The organism is Serratia sp. L9 (assembly GCF_050632285.1).
Lineage (GTDB): Bacteria > Pseudomonadota > Gammaproteobacteria > Enterobacterales > Enterobacteriaceae > Chania.
The window spans coordinates 3418290-3435136 of record NZ_CP192591.1 but is presented as its reverse complement, the minus strand read 5'-3'; the positions used below and the strand labels follow the sequence as shown (position 1 = coordinate 3435136).

General features: G+C 56.2%; 19 protein-coding genes and 1 pseudogene. 19 read left to right on the top strand and 1 reads right to left on the bottom strand.

Features of this window, described 5'->3' with window-relative positions:
- Nucleotides 1-222: 222 nt before the first annotated feature.
- Nucleotides 223-363 (top strand): hypothetical protein, encoded by a 141-nt coding sequence (locus ACQ86O_RS16255; protein WP_431221974.1) that lies wholly within the window; start codon nt 223-225, stop codon nt 361-363.
- A 154-nt stretch (nt 364-517) separates the two neighbouring features.
- On the opposite strand, the gene fliE is transcribed toward ACQ86O_RS16255, so the two are convergent.
- Nucleotides 518-832: a flagellar hook-basal body complex protein FliE gene (gene fliE, locus ACQ86O_RS16250; RefSeq protein ID WP_431221973.1), complete on the bottom strand. Its 315-nt coding sequence runs from the start codon at nt 830-832 to the stop codon at nt 518-520.
- A 294-nt stretch (nt 833-1126) separates the two neighbouring features.
- Between fliE and fliF the strand changes: the two genes are divergently transcribed.
- From fliF to ACQ86O_RS16160, 18 genes and pseudogenes are all read left to right on the top strand, one after another.
- Complete coding sequence (gene fliF / locus ACQ86O_RS16245) at nt 1127-2806, top strand: flagellar basal-body MS-ring/collar protein FliF (protein WP_431221972.1); 1680 nt, start codon at nt 1127-1129, stop codon at nt 2804-2806.
- Entirely contained in the window at nt 2803-3795 is a 993-nt protein-coding gene (gene fliG / locus ACQ86O_RS16240) for a flagellar motor switch protein FliG (RefSeq protein WP_431221971.1), read from the top strand. Before fliF ends, fliG begins: the two co-directional genes overlap by 4 nt.
- Nucleotides 3788-4486 (top strand): flagellar assembly protein FliH, encoded by a 699-nt coding sequence (gene fliH, locus ACQ86O_RS16235; RefSeq protein WP_431221970.1) that lies wholly within the window; start codon nt 3788-3790, stop codon nt 4484-4486. The genes fliG and fliH overlap by 8 nt, the downstream gene beginning before the upstream one ends.
- Nucleotides 4486-5847: a flagellar protein export ATPase FliI gene (gene fliI, locus ACQ86O_RS16230; RefSeq protein WP_431221969.1), complete on the top strand. Its 1362-nt coding sequence runs from the start codon at nt 4486-4488 to the stop codon at nt 5845-5847. Before fliH ends, fliI begins: the two co-directional genes overlap by 1 nt.
- An 18-nt stretch (nt 5848-5865) precedes the next feature.
- Nucleotides 5866-6312: a flagellar export protein FliJ gene (gene fliJ, locus ACQ86O_RS16225; protein WP_431221968.1), complete on the top strand. Its 447-nt coding sequence runs from the start codon at nt 5866-5868 to the stop codon at nt 6310-6312.
- On the top strand, nt 6309-7520 hold the full coding sequence (locus ACQ86O_RS16220; RefSeq protein WP_431221967.1) for a flagellar hook-length control protein FliK: 1212 nt from the start codon (nt 6309-6311) through the stop codon (nt 7518-7520). The genes fliJ and ACQ86O_RS16220 overlap by 4 nt, the downstream gene beginning before the upstream one ends.
- Nucleotides 7521-7655: 135 nt before the next feature.
- A complete protein-coding gene (gene fliL / locus ACQ86O_RS16215; RefSeq protein WP_431221966.1) occupies nt 7656-8144 on the top strand; it encodes a flagellar basal body-associated protein FliL in 489 nt (162 codons plus the stop codon).
- A 6-nt stretch (nt 8145-8150) separates the two neighbouring features.
- The gene (gene fliM, locus ACQ86O_RS16210) at nt 8151-9155 is read left to right on the top strand and encodes a flagellar motor switch protein FliM (RefSeq protein WP_431221965.1); all 1005 of its coding nucleotides are present in this window, start codon (nt 8151-8153) and stop codon (nt 9153-9155) included.
- The gene (gene fliN / locus ACQ86O_RS16205; RefSeq protein WP_431221964.1) at nt 9148-9561 is read left to right on the top strand and encodes a flagellar motor switch protein FliN; all 414 of its coding nucleotides are present in this window, start codon (nt 9148-9150) and stop codon (nt 9559-9561) included. The genes fliM and fliN overlap by 8 nt, the downstream gene beginning before the upstream one ends.
- Nucleotides 9561-9968: a flagellar biosynthetic protein FliO gene (gene fliO, locus ACQ86O_RS16200; RefSeq protein ID WP_431221963.1), complete on the top strand. Its 408-nt coding sequence runs from the start codon at nt 9561-9563 to the stop codon at nt 9966-9968. Before fliN ends, fliO begins: the two co-directional genes overlap by 1 nt.
- Before the next feature lie 20 nt (nt 9969-9988).
- Nucleotides 9989-10720 (top strand): flagellar type III secretion system pore protein FliP, encoded by a 732-nt coding sequence (gene fliP, locus ACQ86O_RS16195; RefSeq protein ID WP_431225750.1) that lies wholly within the window; start codon nt 9989-9991, stop codon nt 10718-10720.
- Nucleotides 10721-10753: 33 nt separating this feature from the next.
- A pseudogene (fliQ, locus tag ACQ86O_RS16190) lies at nt 10754-11022 on the top strand (flagellar biosynthesis protein FliQ).
- 2 nt (nt 11023-11024) lie between these two features.
- On the top strand, nt 11025-11807 hold the full coding sequence (fliR, locus tag ACQ86O_RS16185) for a flagellar biosynthetic protein FliR (protein WP_431221962.1): 783 nt from the start codon (nt 11025-11027) through the stop codon (nt 11805-11807).
- 230 nt (nt 11808-12037) lie between these two features.
- A complete protein-coding gene (locus ACQ86O_RS16180; RefSeq protein WP_431221961.1) occupies nt 12038-13615 on the top strand; it encodes an ABC transporter substrate-binding protein in 1578 nt (525 codons plus the stop codon).
- Nucleotides 13615-14583, top strand: a complete 969-nt coding sequence (locus tag ACQ86O_RS16175; protein ID WP_431221960.1) for an ABC transporter permease — start codon at nt 13615-13617, stop codon at nt 14581-14583. The genes ACQ86O_RS16180 and ACQ86O_RS16175 overlap by 1 nt, the downstream gene beginning before the upstream one ends.
- Entirely contained in the window at nt 14580-15386 is an 807-nt protein-coding gene (locus ACQ86O_RS16170; protein ID WP_431221959.1) for an ABC transporter permease, read from the top strand. The genes ACQ86O_RS16175 and ACQ86O_RS16170 overlap by 4 nt, the downstream gene beginning before the upstream one ends.
- Nucleotides 15386-16192, top strand: a complete 807-nt coding sequence (locus ACQ86O_RS16165) for an ATP-binding cassette domain-containing protein (RefSeq protein WP_431221958.1) — start codon at nt 15386-15388, stop codon at nt 16190-16192. Before ACQ86O_RS16170 ends, ACQ86O_RS16165 begins: the two co-directional genes overlap by 1 nt.
- Nucleotides 16185-16772 (top strand): ATP-binding cassette domain-containing protein, encoded by a 588-nt coding sequence (locus ACQ86O_RS16160; protein ID WP_431221957.1) that lies wholly within the window; start codon nt 16185-16187, stop codon nt 16770-16772. The genes ACQ86O_RS16165 and ACQ86O_RS16160 overlap by 8 nt, the downstream gene beginning before the upstream one ends.
- The last annotated feature ends 75 nt before the right edge of the window (nt 16773-16847 follow it).

Below are 16847 nucleotides of genomic sequence, written 5' to 3'. Positions count from 1 at the left end.
CACTCGAGGGGTTATACATTACCAATAAATATATTTTAATTATTACTAAATATAATTCTATTCAAAAACCGAATGGAAACATCAGGAAGTCATCAATTAAACGTTAAAAAATCTAGTATTTACGTCGAACATTTGCAAGAAAAATCTGTTTTTATGCCCCATCATTGACTTTTAAGATATTAGCCATAAATATTAGTTTTGTTTATTGATTTCAAGGAGGGTATGAAGATGGAATTTTTGGTGGCATCTCTGATGGCTTTGTGTATTTTTCCTTTAAAAAGCATTCAAAAATTATTGATGGTAAAAGGATCGGTGTCGCCCGGAAAAAACATCGGCGGCGTTCAAAACACCGGTTGGCTTTAATTTACTGATCGTAAATTTAACACCAGATAATTCTGACAACACCACTTCTTGATGAGTAATACCAACCACTATTAGACCGACGTTTTGTGCTGATGCAGGGCGCCTTAACTGTTATGACTCTACCCGTCATCTTTTAAGCTGCCCTGCTTTTTGGCTACACCGCCATATTCATAATATCCTGGTAGGCCGTGACCAACTTATTGCGCACCTGCACCCCCAGTTGCAATGAAACCGACGATTTCTGCAGATCGACCATCACATCGTTCAGACTGACCCCTGGCACACCCATTTCAAAATCCTGCGCCTGCTGGCGTGCGGCCTGCTGGGTGTCGCTGATCTTGCCGATAGCCGCTTTTAGTTCACTGGCAAAGCTGGCACCCGGCATCGGGTTGCTCTGTTTCAGGCCGCCTGCCTGAATTGCCGTAGCCTGCAACTGCTGCAAAACCCCTTCAATACCCTGAATCGCCATAATGACCTCAATTTAGCTTCGTCTTTCAAATTGCGGCGCTGTTACCCGCGCATTATTTCACCGACTCTTTTCTGATGTTGCACACCCTAACACAGCATTCTGAGACTAAAGCGGCTAATTAACTGCAAAAAGGTCGGCTTATCGGGCCATCAAAATTGGCCTTAGGGGCAAATAATGGCTTGCCCAAAAATGGGGGCACCTTTGTTAGGCCGTAAAGAACATGTGTATCAGGGAGTCTGTTTTGTCACTACACAACGCTAACCATACCGAAAATTTACCAGGCTGGGTGGCAGCATGAATGGTGAAAGCCGCGATAACGGCCTTATGGCCCTTTGGAACCGTCTGCGTGCCAACCCCAAGATCCCATTGCTGATCGCCGCTTCTGCGGCGATTGCCATTGTGGTAGCGCTGCTGTTGTGGGCTAAAAGCCCTGATTACCGCGTTCTGTACAGCAATCTTAACGATCGCGACGGTGGCGCTATTGTCACCCAGTTGACGCAGATGAATATCCCTTACCGCTTCGCCGAAAACGGCTCCGCGCTGATGATCCCGGCGGAGAAAGTGCACGAAACTCGCCTGCGTCTGGCCCAACAAGGGTTACCTAAAGGCGGTGCGGTCGGGTTTGAGTTGCTGGATCAGGAAAAATTCGGCATCAGCCAGTTCAGTGAACAAATCAACTATCAACGTGCCCTGGAAGGTGAGCTTTCGCGCACCATCGAATCGCTGGGGCCGGTGCAAAATGCCCGAGTCCACCTGGCGCTGCCAAAACCTTCGCTGTTTGTGCGCGAACAAAAATCCCCTTCTGCTTCTGTCACGCTGGCGTTGCAGCCTGGCCGCGCACTGGACGATGGTCAGATCAACGCGGTGGTGTATATGGTGTCCAGCAGCGTCGCCGGGTTACCACCAGGCAATGTGACGGTAGTCGATCAGGCTGGCCGTTTGCTGACCCAATCCGACGGCACCGGGCGCGATCTTAACGCCGCACAGTTGAAATATGCCAATGAAGTGGAAAACCGCTATCAGCGTCGTATCGAAGCCATTCTTGCTCCAATAGTGGGCAGCGCCAACGTGCGCGCTCAGGTCACAGCGCAGATTGATTTCGCCACGCGTGAACAGACCGACGAACAGTATCAGCCCAACCAGCAACCGGATAAATCCGCGATCCGCTCCAGGCAGCTAAGCCAGAGTGAACAGAATGGTGGGCAGCAGATAGGTGGCGTACCGGGTGCCCTCTCCAACCAGCCAAGCGCTCCACCTACCGCACCGATAGAAACACCAAAACCTGCCACTGCGGGCAATCCCCCCACCGCTCAGGCTGCTGACAGCAAGGCCAGTACCGAGGCCAACAGCCGCCAGCCACAAAACAGCCGTCGTGATGAAACCACCAACTATGAGTTGGATCGCACCATTCGCCATACCCAGCAAAAAGCGGGGGCCGTAGAACGCCTGTCGGTAGCCGTGGTGCTCAACACCCTGGGTAAGGATAAAGACGGCAAACCACAGCCAATGAGCAAAGAGCAGTTGGCTCAGGTGGAATCACTGGTGCGTGAGGCTATGGGTTACTCCAGCAGCCGTGGCGATACGTTGAACGTGGTGAACACCCCATTCAGCGACGTGGAACAGACCGGTGGCGAGTTGCCTTTCTGGCAGTCGCAGTCATTTATCGATCAGTTGTTCAACGCAGGCCGCTATCTGCTGGTGTTGCTGGTTGCCTGGATATTGTGGCGCAAGCTGGTACGCCCACAGTTGCAAAGCCGCCAGGTTGCGCAGCAGGCGATAGTGAGCGCCGCCAAAACGCCGGCCAGCAGCCCGGCCGAAGTGAACAAACCGAGTCATGAAGAACTGGTGCAGCGTAAGAAATCACAGCAACGCGTCAGTGCAGAAGTCCAAAGCCAGCGGATCCGCGAACTGGCCGATAAAGATCCACGCGTGGTCGCTCTGGTGATCCGCCAATGGATGAGTAACGAATTATGAGCCTGACAGGTACCGAAAAGAGCGCCATCCTGCTGATGACGCTGGGTGAAGATCGCGCGGCCGAGGTGTTCAAGCACCTCTCTTCACGCGAAGTGCAACAATTGAGCGGCACCATGGCCAGCATGCGCCAGGTGTCACACAAACAGTTGGGAGAGATCCTGACCGAGTTTGAAGATGATGCCGAACAGTATGCTGCGCTGAGCGTCAACGCCAGTGACTATCTGCGCACAGTGCTGGTCAAGGCCCTGGGTGAAGAGCGTGCTGCCAGCCTGCTGGAGGATATTCTCGAATCCCGCGAGACCACCACCGGCATGGAAACGCTCAACTTTATGGAGCCGCAGAGCGCGGCAGATCTGATCCGTGACGAGCATCCACAAATCATCGCGACCATTCTGGTGCACCTCAAGCGTGGCCAGGCGGCAGACATCCTGGCGCAGTTTGACGAACGCCTGCGCAACGACGTCATGCTGCGTATCGCCACCTTCGGCGGGGTGCAACCGACAGCCCTGGCAGAACTGACCGAAGTGCTGAACAACCTGCTGGATGGCCAGAACCTCAAGCGCAGCAAAATGGGCGGGGTACGCACTGCCGCCGAAATCATCAACCTGATGAAGACCCAGCAGGAAGAAGCGGTCATCGACGCGATGCGTGAGTACGACGGCGAGCTGGCGCAGAAGATCATCGACGAAATGTTCCTGTTCGAAAACCTGACCGAAGTGGACGATCGCAGTATCCAACGCCTGTTGCAGGAAGTGGAAGGCGAATCCCTGCTGATCGCTCTGAAAGGGGCCGAGCAACCGCTGCGCGAGAAGTTCCTCAAGAACATGTCACAACGCGCCGCCGATATCCTGCGCGACGATCTGGCCAACCGTGGCCCGGTACGCATGTCCCAGGTGGAAAACGAACAGAAAGCCATCCTGCTTATCGTCCGCCGCCTGGCGGAGAGCGGAGAAATGATTATCGGCGGTGGCGAGGACACCTATGTCTGATCGCATTAATACCCTGCCCTGGCAGCCCTGGTCACCTAACGATCTGGCCGATCCCAAGCCGCTATTGGAGCCAGAAAGCCTGCCGGTGGTGGAAATGGTTCCATTGGATGACAGCATCGATGAACAGCAACGTTTGGAGATGCTACGTCTGCAGGCGCAGCAGCAAGGCCAGCAGCTTGGCTATGCCGAGGGCCAACAGAAGGGTTATGAAGCCGGGTTACAGACCGGGCTGGAAGAAGGCCGCCAGCAAGGCATACAACAAGGCCTGCAACAGCAACAGCCACTGACCGAACACTGGAAGCAGTTGGTGAGCGAATTCCAGCATACGCTTGACGCGCTCGACAGCGTGATTGCTTCGAGGCTGATGCAGTTGGCATTGACGGCAGCGAAGCAGGTGATTGGTCAACCTCCGGTCTGCGACGGTACCGCCCTGCTCAGCCAGATCCAACAGTTGATCCAGCAGGAACCGATGTTCAGCGGCAAACCGCAACTGCGCGTTCACCCTGATGATTATGAACGGGTGGAACAGCAGCTTGGTGTCACCCTCAGCCTGCACGGCTGGCGGTTGCTGGCGGATGGCCAGTTGCACCCGGGTGGCTGCAAGGTCAGCGCCGAAGAAGGCGATCTCGATGCCAGCCTGGCGACACGCTGGCATGAATTGTGCCGCCTGGCCGCACCGGGAGAACTCTGATGACTGTACGCCTTGGCCGTTGGTTGAACACGTTGGATAGCCTGGAAAAGCGCATTTCACGCGCGCCGACGGTGCGGCGTTATGGCCGCCTGGTTCGCGCCACCGGGCTGGTGCTCGAAGCCACCGGGCTGCAACTGCCGCTGGGAGCAACCTGTCTGATCGAACGTCATGACGCCGGTGAAGTACAAGAGGTCGAAAGCGAAGTGGTCGGCTTTAATGGCCAACGGCTGTTCCTGATGCCACTGGAAGAAGTTGACGGCATTGTGCCCGGCGCACGCGTCTATGCCCGTGTGGCTCCCGAGGGGCAAAGCGCCAGCAAACAATTGCCACTTGGCCCGGCCCTGCTTGGGCGGGTGCTTGATGGCGGTGCCAAACCGCTGGATGGCCTGCCTGCTCCGGAAACCGGTTACCGGGCAGCGTTGATCACCGCGCCATTCAACCCCCTGCAGCGTACCCCGATCGAACACGTTCTGGATGTCGGAGTACGTACCATTAACGGGCTGCTGACCGTGGGTCGCGGCCAGCGAATGGGTCTGTTCGCCGGTTCTGGCGTCGGCAAAAGTGTGCTGCTTGGTATGATGGCGCGTTATACCCAGGCCGACGTGATTGTCGTCGGGTTGATCGGCGAGCGTGGCCGCGAAGTCAAAGACTTTATCGAAAACATCCTCGGGGCCGAAGGACGTGCCCGTTCCGTGGTGATCGCTGCCCCGGCCGACGTCTCCCCTCTGCTGCGTATGCAAGGGGCCGCTTACGCCACGCGTATCGCCGAAGATTTCCGCGATCGTGGCCAGCATGTGCTGCTGATTATGGATTCCCTTACCCGTTACGCCATGGCCCAGCGTGAAATAGCCCTGGCGATCGGCGAACCCCCGGCGACCAAAGGCTACCCACCTTCGGTATTCGCCAAACTGCCCGCACTGGTGGAACGTGCCGGTAACGGCATCAGCGGTGGTGGCTCCATTACCGCTTTCTATACCGTTTTGACCGAAGGCGACGATCAGCAGGACCCGATTGCCGATTCGGCACGCGCCATCCTCGACGGCCATGTGGTGCTATCGCGCCGCCTGGCAGAGGCGGGCCATTACCCGGCGATAGATATTGAAGCCTCGATCAGTCGCGCCATGACGGCATTGATTGATGAGGAACATTATCGGCGGGTACGCAACTTCAAACAGATGCTGGCCAGCTACCAACGCAATCGCGACCTGATTAGCGTGGGGGCTTATGCCGCAGGCAGCGATCCGCTGCTGGACAAGGCGATGAAGCTGTACCCTCAGATGGAGGCTTACCTGCAACAGGGCATCTTCGAACGTAGCGGTTACCAAGACGCCTGCCAGCAATTGCAGCAACTGATTGTTTAACCACGGGGCTTGAGCCAGATGAAACCACAATCACCGCTGATTATCCTGCGCGATCTGGCACAGGATGCTGTAGAACAGGCCGCACAGCAGCTCGGCCAGGTACGCCAGGCGCAACTGGCGGCGGAACAGCAACTTTCCATGCTGCTCAATTATCAGGATGAGTACCGGCAAAAGCTGACCTGTACCCTGAGTGAGGGCATGGGCTCGGCCAGTTGGCAAAACTACCAGCAATTTATCGGTACGCTGGAACAGGCTATCTCCCAGCACCGCCTGCAGTTGGTGCAATGGAGCGAAAAAGTCGAGCGGGCGGTAAAACAGTGGCAAGACAAACAGCAGCGGTTAAATGCCTTCGAAACACTCAATACCCGCGCCCTCAGCGCCGAACAGATGCTGGAAAACAAACGCGACCAGAAACTGATGGATGAGTTTGCTCAACGTAGTTCACAAAGGAACCTAATCCCATGAATCTCAATGTTCTCTCTGGCCTGCTGGTGGCCGGTGATGGCACCGCGACGGGCGTTACCGCACTGTCGCAGGACGATGCCGGGCTCTCTTCACAATTTGCTCAACTGCTCGGTGAGCGCTTTGCTCCCGATGGGCAACTGAGCGGTAAGCTGGCCGCAGCACAATTATCGGCCAACGATCCCGAAGCCCCGGCTCTCAGCCGCCAGCAGCTCAACCAATTGCTGGCCTCATTTAATCAATCTGGCCAGTTCCTGGCAAAGCCCCTGCCCGCAGACGCGTTGGCTGATGACCAGAACGTGCAGGCTGAGGGTGATGACCCACGGCTAATGCCGTTGAATGACACCCTGGATGCAGCCACCTTGCAGGCGCTGTTTGCCATGCTGCCCGCCCCGGTGGTGCAACCGCAGCAGGGGAATGCCCTGGCAACCACCGCCGAGCAAAGCGGTGAGGATGCCCCATTGGCCACAGCCTCTTCGTTGTTAACGGCTTTGAGTGACAAGCCAGAACTGCCCGCAAACGGCCTGACGGCACCCAAAAATCAGCCGACTATCATCGATAAACCGGCTAAGACGAACACGGCTGCGGTGTTAGCCTCTCAGGCCGATGGCAACCAGGATCCCGCTGCTGCCCCACTGAAACTGGCGGCCGAACCGCTGCAATCATCACCAGCGCTGCACCACGCGGCACCCGCTCCGGTTTCCAGCCCGGCCATCGCTACCCAGCCCGCCAGTGCAATGGTGAGTGCCCCGGCAACGCCACAGTTGAATGCGCAACTTGGCAGCCCGGAATGGCAGCAGGCGCTGGGGCAACAGGTGTTGATGTTCCACCGCAACGGCCAACAGAGCGCCGAATTGCGCCTGCATCCGCAAGAGTTGGGCGCCCTGCAAATCACGCTGAAGATTGACGATAACCAGGCACAACTGCATATCGCCTCGGCCCACGGGCAGGTTCGCTCGGCGGTAGAAGCCGCGCTGCCCCACCTGCGTCATGCATTGGCAGAAAGTGGGATCAACCTTGGGCAAAGCAGCGTTGGTGGTGAGTCTTTGCCGCAGCCCCAGCAATCACAGCAGCAGGCATCGCACAACGGCGGCCAACCTTCTTACCGTGAGCAGCACGGCAACGCCGAGAGCGGAACAGAAGCCCTCAATGTTCCGGCAGCACTGCAAGCCATGGCCCGGTCAGTTGACGGTGTCGATATTTTCGCCTGATGCGGGCAAACGCCCAAGCTGACACGCTTTTCCCCGCCTATTCTGGCTATTGTGCGCCTGAATAAGCGGGATAATGCTTTCACATCTAATGTGCACAATCCTAGCGTGCGCTAAGAACAGGAATTTGGTCCAGTAATGTCTCAAAACGCCCTTCCAACAGCAGCAAAGAAACGCCCGATATTGGTGATCCTGCTAGTACTGATCACCCTCGGCGCTTGCGGTGCTGCAGGCTACAGCTGGTGGCTGATGCAGCAGCATAAAGACGGCAAGTCTGCCGCCCCGGCTAAAGTGCAACCCCCGGCGGCGCCGGTGTTTATGCCGCTTGATACCTTTACCGTCAATCTGGTTACGCCGGATAACGATCCAGACCGCGTATTGTATATCGGTCTGACGCTGCGCCTGCCTGATGAAGGTACACGCCGCCAACTGAACGACTTTCTGCCAGAGGTGCGTAGCCGTTTGCTGATGCTGCTTTCACGGCAGGAAGCTGGCCAACTGGCCAGCGAGCAAGGGAAACAGCAACTGGTGGCAGAGATTAAAGACGTGCTCAGCCCGCCGCTGGTTAAGGGACAACCGAAGCAGGTGGTCAGCGATGTGCTGTTCACCGCCTTCATATTGCGGTAATTAACCATGGGCGACAGTATTCTTTCACAGGCCGAGATCGACGCATTGCTTAATGGTGACAGCGCGGGGGATGAACCCGCAGCCGTCATCGGTAATGAAAACGAAATCAAGCCTTACGACCCCACTACCCAGCGCCGCGTGGTGCGTGAACGCCTGCATGCGCTGGAAATCATTAACGAGCGCTTTGCTCGCCAGTTCCGTATGGGGCTGTTTAACCTGTTGCGCCGCAGCCCGGATATCACCGTCGGAGCGATCAAGATCCAGCCGTACCACGAGTTTGCCCGCAACCTGCCCGTGCCAACCAACCTCAACCTGGTGCACCTCAATCCCCTGCGGGGCACCGCGCTGTTTGTGTTTGCCCCCAGCCTGGTGTTTATCGCCGTGGATAACCTGTTCGGCGGCGATGGGCGTTTCCCGACCAAGGTGGAAGGCCGTGAGTTTACGCCAACCGAACAGCGGGTGATCAAACGCATGCTGCGCCTGGCGCTGGATGCCTACGGCGACGCCTGGAGCGCCATCTACAAGATTGACGTGGAATACGTGCGTGCGGAGATGCAGGTCAAATTTACCAATATCACCACCTCACCGAACGACATTGTGGTGACTACGCCATTCCAGGTAGAGATTGGGGCGTTAAGCGGCGAATTTAATATCTGTATCCCGTTTGCCATGATCGAACCCCTGCGCGAACTGCTGACCAACCCTCCGTTGGAAAACTCCCGGCAGGAGGACAGCCATTGGCGGGAAACCCTGGTCAAACAGGTACAGCATTCCGAGCTGGAACTGATTGCCAACTTTGTCGATATCCCGATGCGCCTGTCAAAAGTACTGAAGTTGCAACCGGGTGATGTTTTACCGATTGAGAAACCGGAACGCCTGATCGGCCACGTTGATGGCGTGCCGGTGCTGACCAGCCAATACGGCACGTTGAACGGGCAATATGCCCTGCGTGTTGAACATTTGATTAACCCTATTTTGAATGCTCTTAGTGAGGAACAGCCCAATGAGTGATCCTAAACAACCGTCTGGCGAAGAGAAGGGATCCGTCGACGATCTGTGGGCTGATGCGTTTAACGAGCAACAGGCGACAGAGAAATCTGCCACCACTGAAGGCGTCTTCAAGTCGCTGGAGGCCCAGGACACGCTGGGCAGTCTGCAGGATATCGATCTGATCCTGGACATCCCGGTCAAACTGACCGTGGAGCTGGGGCGCACCAAAATGACCATCAAAGAGTTGCTGCGCCTGTCACAAGGCTCCGTAGTGGCGCTGGATGGCCTGGCCGGTGAACCCTTGGATATCCTGATCAACGGTTATCTGATTGCTCAGGGTGAAGTGGTGGTGGTAGCCGACAAGTTTGGCGTACGTATCACCGATATCATCACCCCTTCCGAGCGCATGCGTCGCCTGAGCCGCTGATGAACCAGAACGCCGCCGTGCAGATGCAAAGCACTCAGACGCAGCCTGCCCCGGCGCTGCCCACCGGTTCGGTATTGATGCAGGTCAGCAGTGCGCTCGGCGGCATTCTGCTGTTGATCCTGCTCGCTGGCTGGTTGTTTCGCCGCCTTGGGTTGGCACCGCAGGCCCGTAGCAATAATAAAATGCTGAACCTGCGGGCCAGTTGCCAGGTAGGCCAACGCGAGCGAGTGGTGGTGGTTGAAGTGGATAACACCTGGCTGGTCTTGGGCGTAACCGCCCAGCAGATCACCCAACTGCATACCCTGCCAGCCCCACCAGCGCCGATACCCAGCGCAGAAAATACGCCACCGGCAGACTTCCGCCAACTGATGCAAAACGTGCTTAAGCGCCCAGGTAAATCGGCATGACTCCATTAACCCACCGCCGGATGACCCTGCCGCTATTTTGTGCTGCCCTGCTATTGCTTAGCCCAGCGGCACTGGCACAGCTCCCGGGGCTGATCAGCCAGCCATTGGCTAACGGTGCCCAGAGCTGGACACTGCCGGTACAGACGCTGGTGCTGTTAACGTCACTCAGCTTCCTGCCTGCCATGTTGCTGATGATGACCAGTTTCACCCGTATCATCATCGTATTAGGACTGCTGCGTAATGCCCTCGGCACCCCTTCTGCCCCGCCTAACCAGGTAATGCTGGGGTTGGCGCTGTTCCTGACCTTTTTCATCATGTCACCGGTGTTTGACAAGGTTTATCAGGATGCTTACCTGCCGTTCAGCGAAGATAAGATCAGTATGGAAGTGGCATTCGACAAAGGTTCACAGCCATTGCGCGAATTTATGCTGCGCCAGACGCGCGAGACCGATCTGGCGCTGTACGCCAGGCTGGCGAACTTGCCCGCGCTGGAAGGCCCGGAGGCGGTACCGATGCGCATTCTGCTGCCCGCCTATGTCACCAGTGAACTGAAAACCGCCTTCCAGATTGGTTTCACCGTATTTATTCCGTTCCTGATTATCGACCTGGTGGTGGCAAGCGTGCTGATGGCCCTGGGGATGATGATGGTGCCACCGGCCACCATCTCGTTGCCCTTCAAACTGATGCTGTTTGTGCTGGTGGACGGTTGGCAGTTGCTGTTGGGTTCGCTGGCGCAGAGTTTTTACAGTTAGGGTGAGGGGCATTCAGCCCATTGGAGCACAAAAATGACACCTGAATCAGTAATGGCACTGGGCACAGAAGCGATGAAAGTGGCGCTGGCGCTAGCCGCCCCCTGCTGCTGGCCGCCCTGTTCAGCGGCCTGATCGTCAGCCTGCTGCAGGCCGCGACACAGATTAACGAAATGACGCTGTCCTTTATCCCCAAAATTCTGTCGGTGGTGGCAACCATCATTGTTGCCGGGCCGTGGATGTTGAACCTGTTGCTGGACTATATGCGTATGCTGTTCAGCAACCTGCCAAACCTGATTGGCTAGCCGTGCTGACGTTCGACAGCGCACAGCTCAGCGTCTGGCTCAGCCAGTTTTTCTGGCCGTTACTGCGCGTACTGGCGCTGCTAAGCACCGCCCCGCTGTTCAGTGAAAAACAGGTTAGCAAACGGGTAAAGATCGGCCTGGGCGGTTTGATCGTGTTACTGATTGCCCCAACGCTGCCCACCAGCCATATCCCGATATTTTCCGTTACCGGCCTGTGGCTGGCTATCCAGCAGATCCTGATTGGCGTGGCGATCGGCCTGACCATGCAGTTCGCCTTTGCCGCAGTGCGCCTGGCGGGCGAAGTGATCGGCATGCAGATGGGGCTTTCGTTCGCCACCTTCTTCGACCCTTCCGGCGGCCCCAATACGCCGATTCTGGCGCGTTTGCTGAACCTGCTGGCCATGTTGCTGTTCCTCAGTTTTGACGGCCACCTGTGGCTGATTTCTCTGCTGGCAGACAGTTTCCACAGCTTGCCAATCCAGGCACAACCGCTTAACGGCAACGGGTTTCTGGCGCTGACTCAGGCGGGATCGCTGATCTTCATTAACGGCATGATGCTGGCACTGCCGTTGATCTGCCTGCTGCTGACGCTGAACCTGGCGCTAGGCCTGCTCAACCGCGTAACCCCTCAGCTTTCGGTATTTGTGATCGGTTTCCCGGTGACCATGACCATTGGCATTCTGACCATTGGCCTGATGATGCCGATGCTGGCCCCGTTCTGCGAGCACCTGTTCGGTGAATTCTTCGATAAGCTGGCGGCGGTGATCGGCGGCATGACCCCTTAAACCCCACCAATTCAGACAGGCTGGCACCTCCGCATCCAGGTTAAATCTCGGGCCAGGATTTATTTCTTTGTTAACCCGGGATTTCTTGTTACTGAGCAAAGAAAGTCTACCCACGTTTGCTATCCTCCCTACGCTGGCTACCATTGTTGTTGATAGAGGGTATGCGTATCCTTTATAAACTCTCTATCAATGAATTACCTGGCTCTATTTCTTTCTTGGCTGGAGGCTGAATGTCAATACGTCCGCTATTGCGCCACACCTTACTAACAACAGCACTTCTCAGTATCCTCGCTCTTCCGGCTTATGCTACGACTCGCACTCTGCAACTTGCTATTGGTAGTGAACCAACGGAAGGTTTTGATCCCATGCTGGGTTGGAGCCATGGCAGTTACCTGCTGCTGCACAGCCCATTGCTCAAACAAAATGAAGATTTGTCATGGCGCAGCCTGCTGCTCAGCCAGTATCAAACCAGTGATGACGGCAAGACCTGGTCACTGCAGTTAAAACCAGACCTGAAATTCTCTGACGGTTCACCGTTAACAGCCAAAGATGTGGTGTATACCTACAACCATGCAGCAGCCAGCGGCGGCAAAGTGGATATGGGTAATTTTATGCAGGCCGAGGAGCTCGACCCGCTGAACGTACGTATCCAGTTGAAGGCACCGCAAAGCACATTTATCAACGTATTGGGTTCGTTGGGTATCGTCTCTGCGGATAAATACGATGCGAAAACCTATGCGCAAAAACCGATAGGCGCCGGCCCTTATCGACTGGTCAGTTTCCAGCCTGGGCAGCAGATGATTGTGGAGGCCAATCCTTATTATGCCGGTCAGAAAAACGATTTTGACCGGCTGGTATTTGTCTTCCTGGACGAAGACAGCGCCTTCGCCGCGGCACAAAGCGGGCAGCTTGGTGTGGTTCGCATTCCGCCGTCTATGGCGACAGGACCGGTAAAAAACATGAAACTCTGGGTTCGCCCCAGCGTCGAGAATCGGGGGGTGGTCTTCCCGACTACGCCAGCGGGTAAAAAAGATGCCAAGGGTTATCCGATAGGCAACAACGTTACCGCCGATGTGGCCATCCGCCGCGCCATTAACGTTGCCATTAATCGTCAGTTGCTGGCCGATCAGATTATGGAAGGCCATGCCATACCCGCCTATTCCGCCGTACAGGGGTTACCGTGGGATAACCCGGATGTGGTGTTCAAAGATGGTGATATTGCGAAAGCAAAACAGATATTAACGGCCGCTGGCTGGGTAGAAAACAGCAGCGGCATCCGGGAAAAGCAAGGATTACCCGCCAGGATCACACTCTGGTATACCAGCGGTGACAGCACCCGGCGCGATCTGGCCCAGGCTCTGCGCGCCATGCTCAAACCCATTGGCATCGAGGTTGACTTGCAATCTGGTAGTTGGGAAACCGTTGAGCGCAACATGCATGCCAACCCAACGCTGTTTGGCTGGGGCAGCCTCGATCCGATGGAGCTCTATCACCACTACAGCAGCAAGGCCGCGGGGGTGGAATATTATAATCCGGGCTACTACCAGAATTCTGCGGTAGACCGGCACCTGCAACAGGCCCTTGATGCCCCGACCTGGCAGCAGGCCGTTCCTTACTGGCAGCAGGTTGAATGGGATGGCACTACGGGGGTAGGGATTAAAGGGGATGCGGCCTGGGCCTGGCTTTTGAATATACAGCACACCTATTTAACCAACTCCTGCATCGATCTGGGTAAAGGCGCCCCAGAAATTCATGGCTCGTGGTCATTGCTCAATAGCCTCGATAGCTGGAAGTGGACCTGTCATTAATGCGCAATCTGTGGCGCTTTGTTCTGCACCTGGTTTGCCTGCTGCTGGTGACCGCCGCGGGCACCTTTACCCTGCTGAGCTTTTCGCCGGTTGATCCTGTTCGTGCCTATATCGGCAATGACCTGCTGCATGTCCCGCCAGAACAGTATCCGCTGATCGCCGCCCGCTGGGGATTGGATTTACCGCTGTGGCAGCGCTTCCTGCACTGGTTCGGCCAAGTGCTGCAAGGCGACTTTGGCTACTCGATGTTGTATAACGCCCCGGTTTCCCAAGTGATCGGCGAGCGTTTTGCGACTTCTTTCGCTTTGCTGCTGTCTGCCTGGCTATTTTCCGGCATTTTGGGCATGTTAATGGGGCTCACTGCCGGGCGCTATCTTAACCGCTGGCCGGATCGCCTGATTTCCACCTTGTCTTATCTGCTGGCTTCGCTGCCGACCTTCTGGATTGGCCTGCTGCTGCTTTCGCTCTTTGCCGTCAAGCTTAACTGGGCGCCAGTTTGCTGCGCCTGGGAACCGGGCAGTAATGCCCAGAGCGCCAGCTTTGGCAATAAGCTGCACCACCTGATCCTGCCGATGCTGGCATTAGGCCTGTTGGGCGTCGGCAATATCACCCTGCATACCAGAGCCAAAGTCGCGGAAGTCATGAATAGCGAATTTATCCGTTATGCCAAGGCTCAAGGGGATAAGGGCTGGTCGCTAATCAATTTTCATATTCTGCGCCATGCCATTACCCCGGCCCTTTGCCTGCAATTTGCCTCGGTAGGAGAATTGCTCGGTGGTTCGCTATTGGCAGAAAAAGTCTTTGCCTATCCCGGGTTAGGTCAGGCAACGATTGATGCGGGGTTGCGCGGCGATATTCCGCTACTGATGGGGATTGTCATGTTCTGTTCTATTCTGGTGTTCTGTGGCAACAGCATTGCCAACCTGCTGGTAAAGCGGCTTAACCAGGGAGCAGCACGCCAGCCATGACCTACAATCCAAACCGGGCACTGTGCCAATTAGCGTTATCGCTGGCTTTACTCCTGATGCTGGTGGCTTACGGCTGGTGGATTTCTGGCACCGATATCGCGCTCGATCTGCTTGCCCGCCGTCAGCCCCCTTCAGCAGAATATTGGTTTGGTACCGACAGCCTGGGGCGCGATCTGTGGTTACGTTGTTTCCAAGGGATGACCACCAGCCTGCAAATCGGCCTGATCGCCGCCTTTGCCAGCGGCCTGCTTGCCATGCTGACGGCCAGCCTGAGCGCGCTCAACAGAACCTTGGATTACCTGATACGCGGCCTGATCGACTGTATGTTGGCCCTGCCACACCTGCTGTTGCTGGTATTGATCTGTTTTACCGTCGGTGGCGGGATTAAAGGCGTAATACTGGCGGTCGCATTGACTCACTGGCCCAAATTGGCACTGATTTTGCGCGCAGAGATCCTGCGGATTCGCGAAACCGATTACGTTATGCTGTCGCACCGCTTGGGTAACGGTAACTTTTATCGTTGGCGCCACCATCTGTTGCCGCTGTTGTTACCCCAATGGATCGTCGGTACGTTGCTGATGTTTCCCCATGCGGTGCTGCACAGTGCCGCCCTGAGTTTTCTTGGATTTGGGTTGGCACCACACGAAGCATCATTGGGATTATTGCTGGCCGATGCATTGCGTTATCTGAATACGGGAGCCTGGTGGTTGGCATTCTTCCCCGGGTTGATATTGGTAGGGTTGGTGCTGATCTTCGATCAGTTCGCCAGATCGCTGCAACGGTTGTGGCTGAGGATTGGCTGATGCTGAAATTTGAGCGGTTTTCTATCGATGTCGCCCATTACCGTTGGTTAGGGCGTAAGACATGGCACCCTTTGTTGAGCGACATATCTCTGGACGTAAAGCCTGGGGAACTGGTGGCACTGGTGGGCGGCAGCGGCGAAGGAAAGAGTCTGTTATTACAGAGTGTGCTGGGTTTATTACCGGACAATATGCGCTCCCGTGGTGAGATTATCCTTGACGGCTGCAGGCTGAGCGCCCAGACCCAAATCGAGCAACGCGGTAAAACCCTATGTTATGTTCCGCAGGGCGTGAGTGCGTTAAATCCACTGATCAAGGTGGGTTCACAGATGACGCGTGCCGCCCAGCTCAGCGGCGTCAAATTACAGTTGGAAGAGGTGGCGTTACAACTGCAAAGCTACAACCTGGCGCCCGGCCTGATGTATGACTTTCCCCGTAAGCTTTCCGGCGGCATGGCAAAACGCGTGCTGGCCAGCTGTGCCACGTTGACCAATGCCCGTTATATTCTGGCCGATGAGGTAACCGCCTGGTTAGATGAAGAGCACGCCTGCCAACTGTTGACCCACCTGAAGGCCAGTTGCCAGCAAGGCCGGGGGATCTTATGGGTAACGCACGATCTGGCCCTGGCAGCACGCTTTGCCGACAAAATTGCTGTACTGCACAAGGGAGAGCTGCATGAAACACTGACGGCTGAGGCGCTGAAAAATAACGGCGGCAGCCCGTGGCTACGCTCTCTCTGGGCCGCCCTACCCGAACAAGAGTTTTTTGCCCGCTCCACAGCATCCCCAGAGGGGAACCACCATGCTTGAAGTGCGGGAGCTGACCATCACTCAAGGGGGCAAGACATTATGGGATTCGGTATCCTTTAGCGTCGCCGCAGGTGAACGGCTGGGGATTTCGGCCCCTAGCGGCTTTGGCAAAACCACCCTTGGGCGTGTGCTGGCCCAATGGCAACCCGCCACCTCCGGCAGTATCACCCTGGCGGGAAAGCCACTGGCTAAAAAAGGCTATTGCCCGATCCAACTGGTTCCGCAACACCCGGAACAAAGTTTCAATCCTTACCGCTCCACCGGGCAGAGCCTGCGTGATGCCTGGAACCCGCAGGCCGCCTGGTTAGATCGCCTGGCCGTCAACCCGAGTTGGCTTGAACGGCGGCCAGATGAGCTATCGGGCGGCGAATTGGCACGTATCGCCCTGCTGCGTGCGCTGGATCCCCGCACTCAATTTCTGATTGCCGATGAGGTCACCGCCCAGTTGGATGCCCATATTCAGGCTCAGGTCTGGCAACTGCTGTTGGAAACGGCAGCTCAACGCCCACTCGGGTTAATCGTCTTCAGCCACAACCAGGCGCTATTGGAAAAGGTCTGTACCCGCCTCTGGCAACCCTGACGCACTCCCTGCCCCTGCTTTGTTTTTTCATTTTAGAGAGAGGACAAACTAGTAGTAATTCTCCTTTCCCGCTAC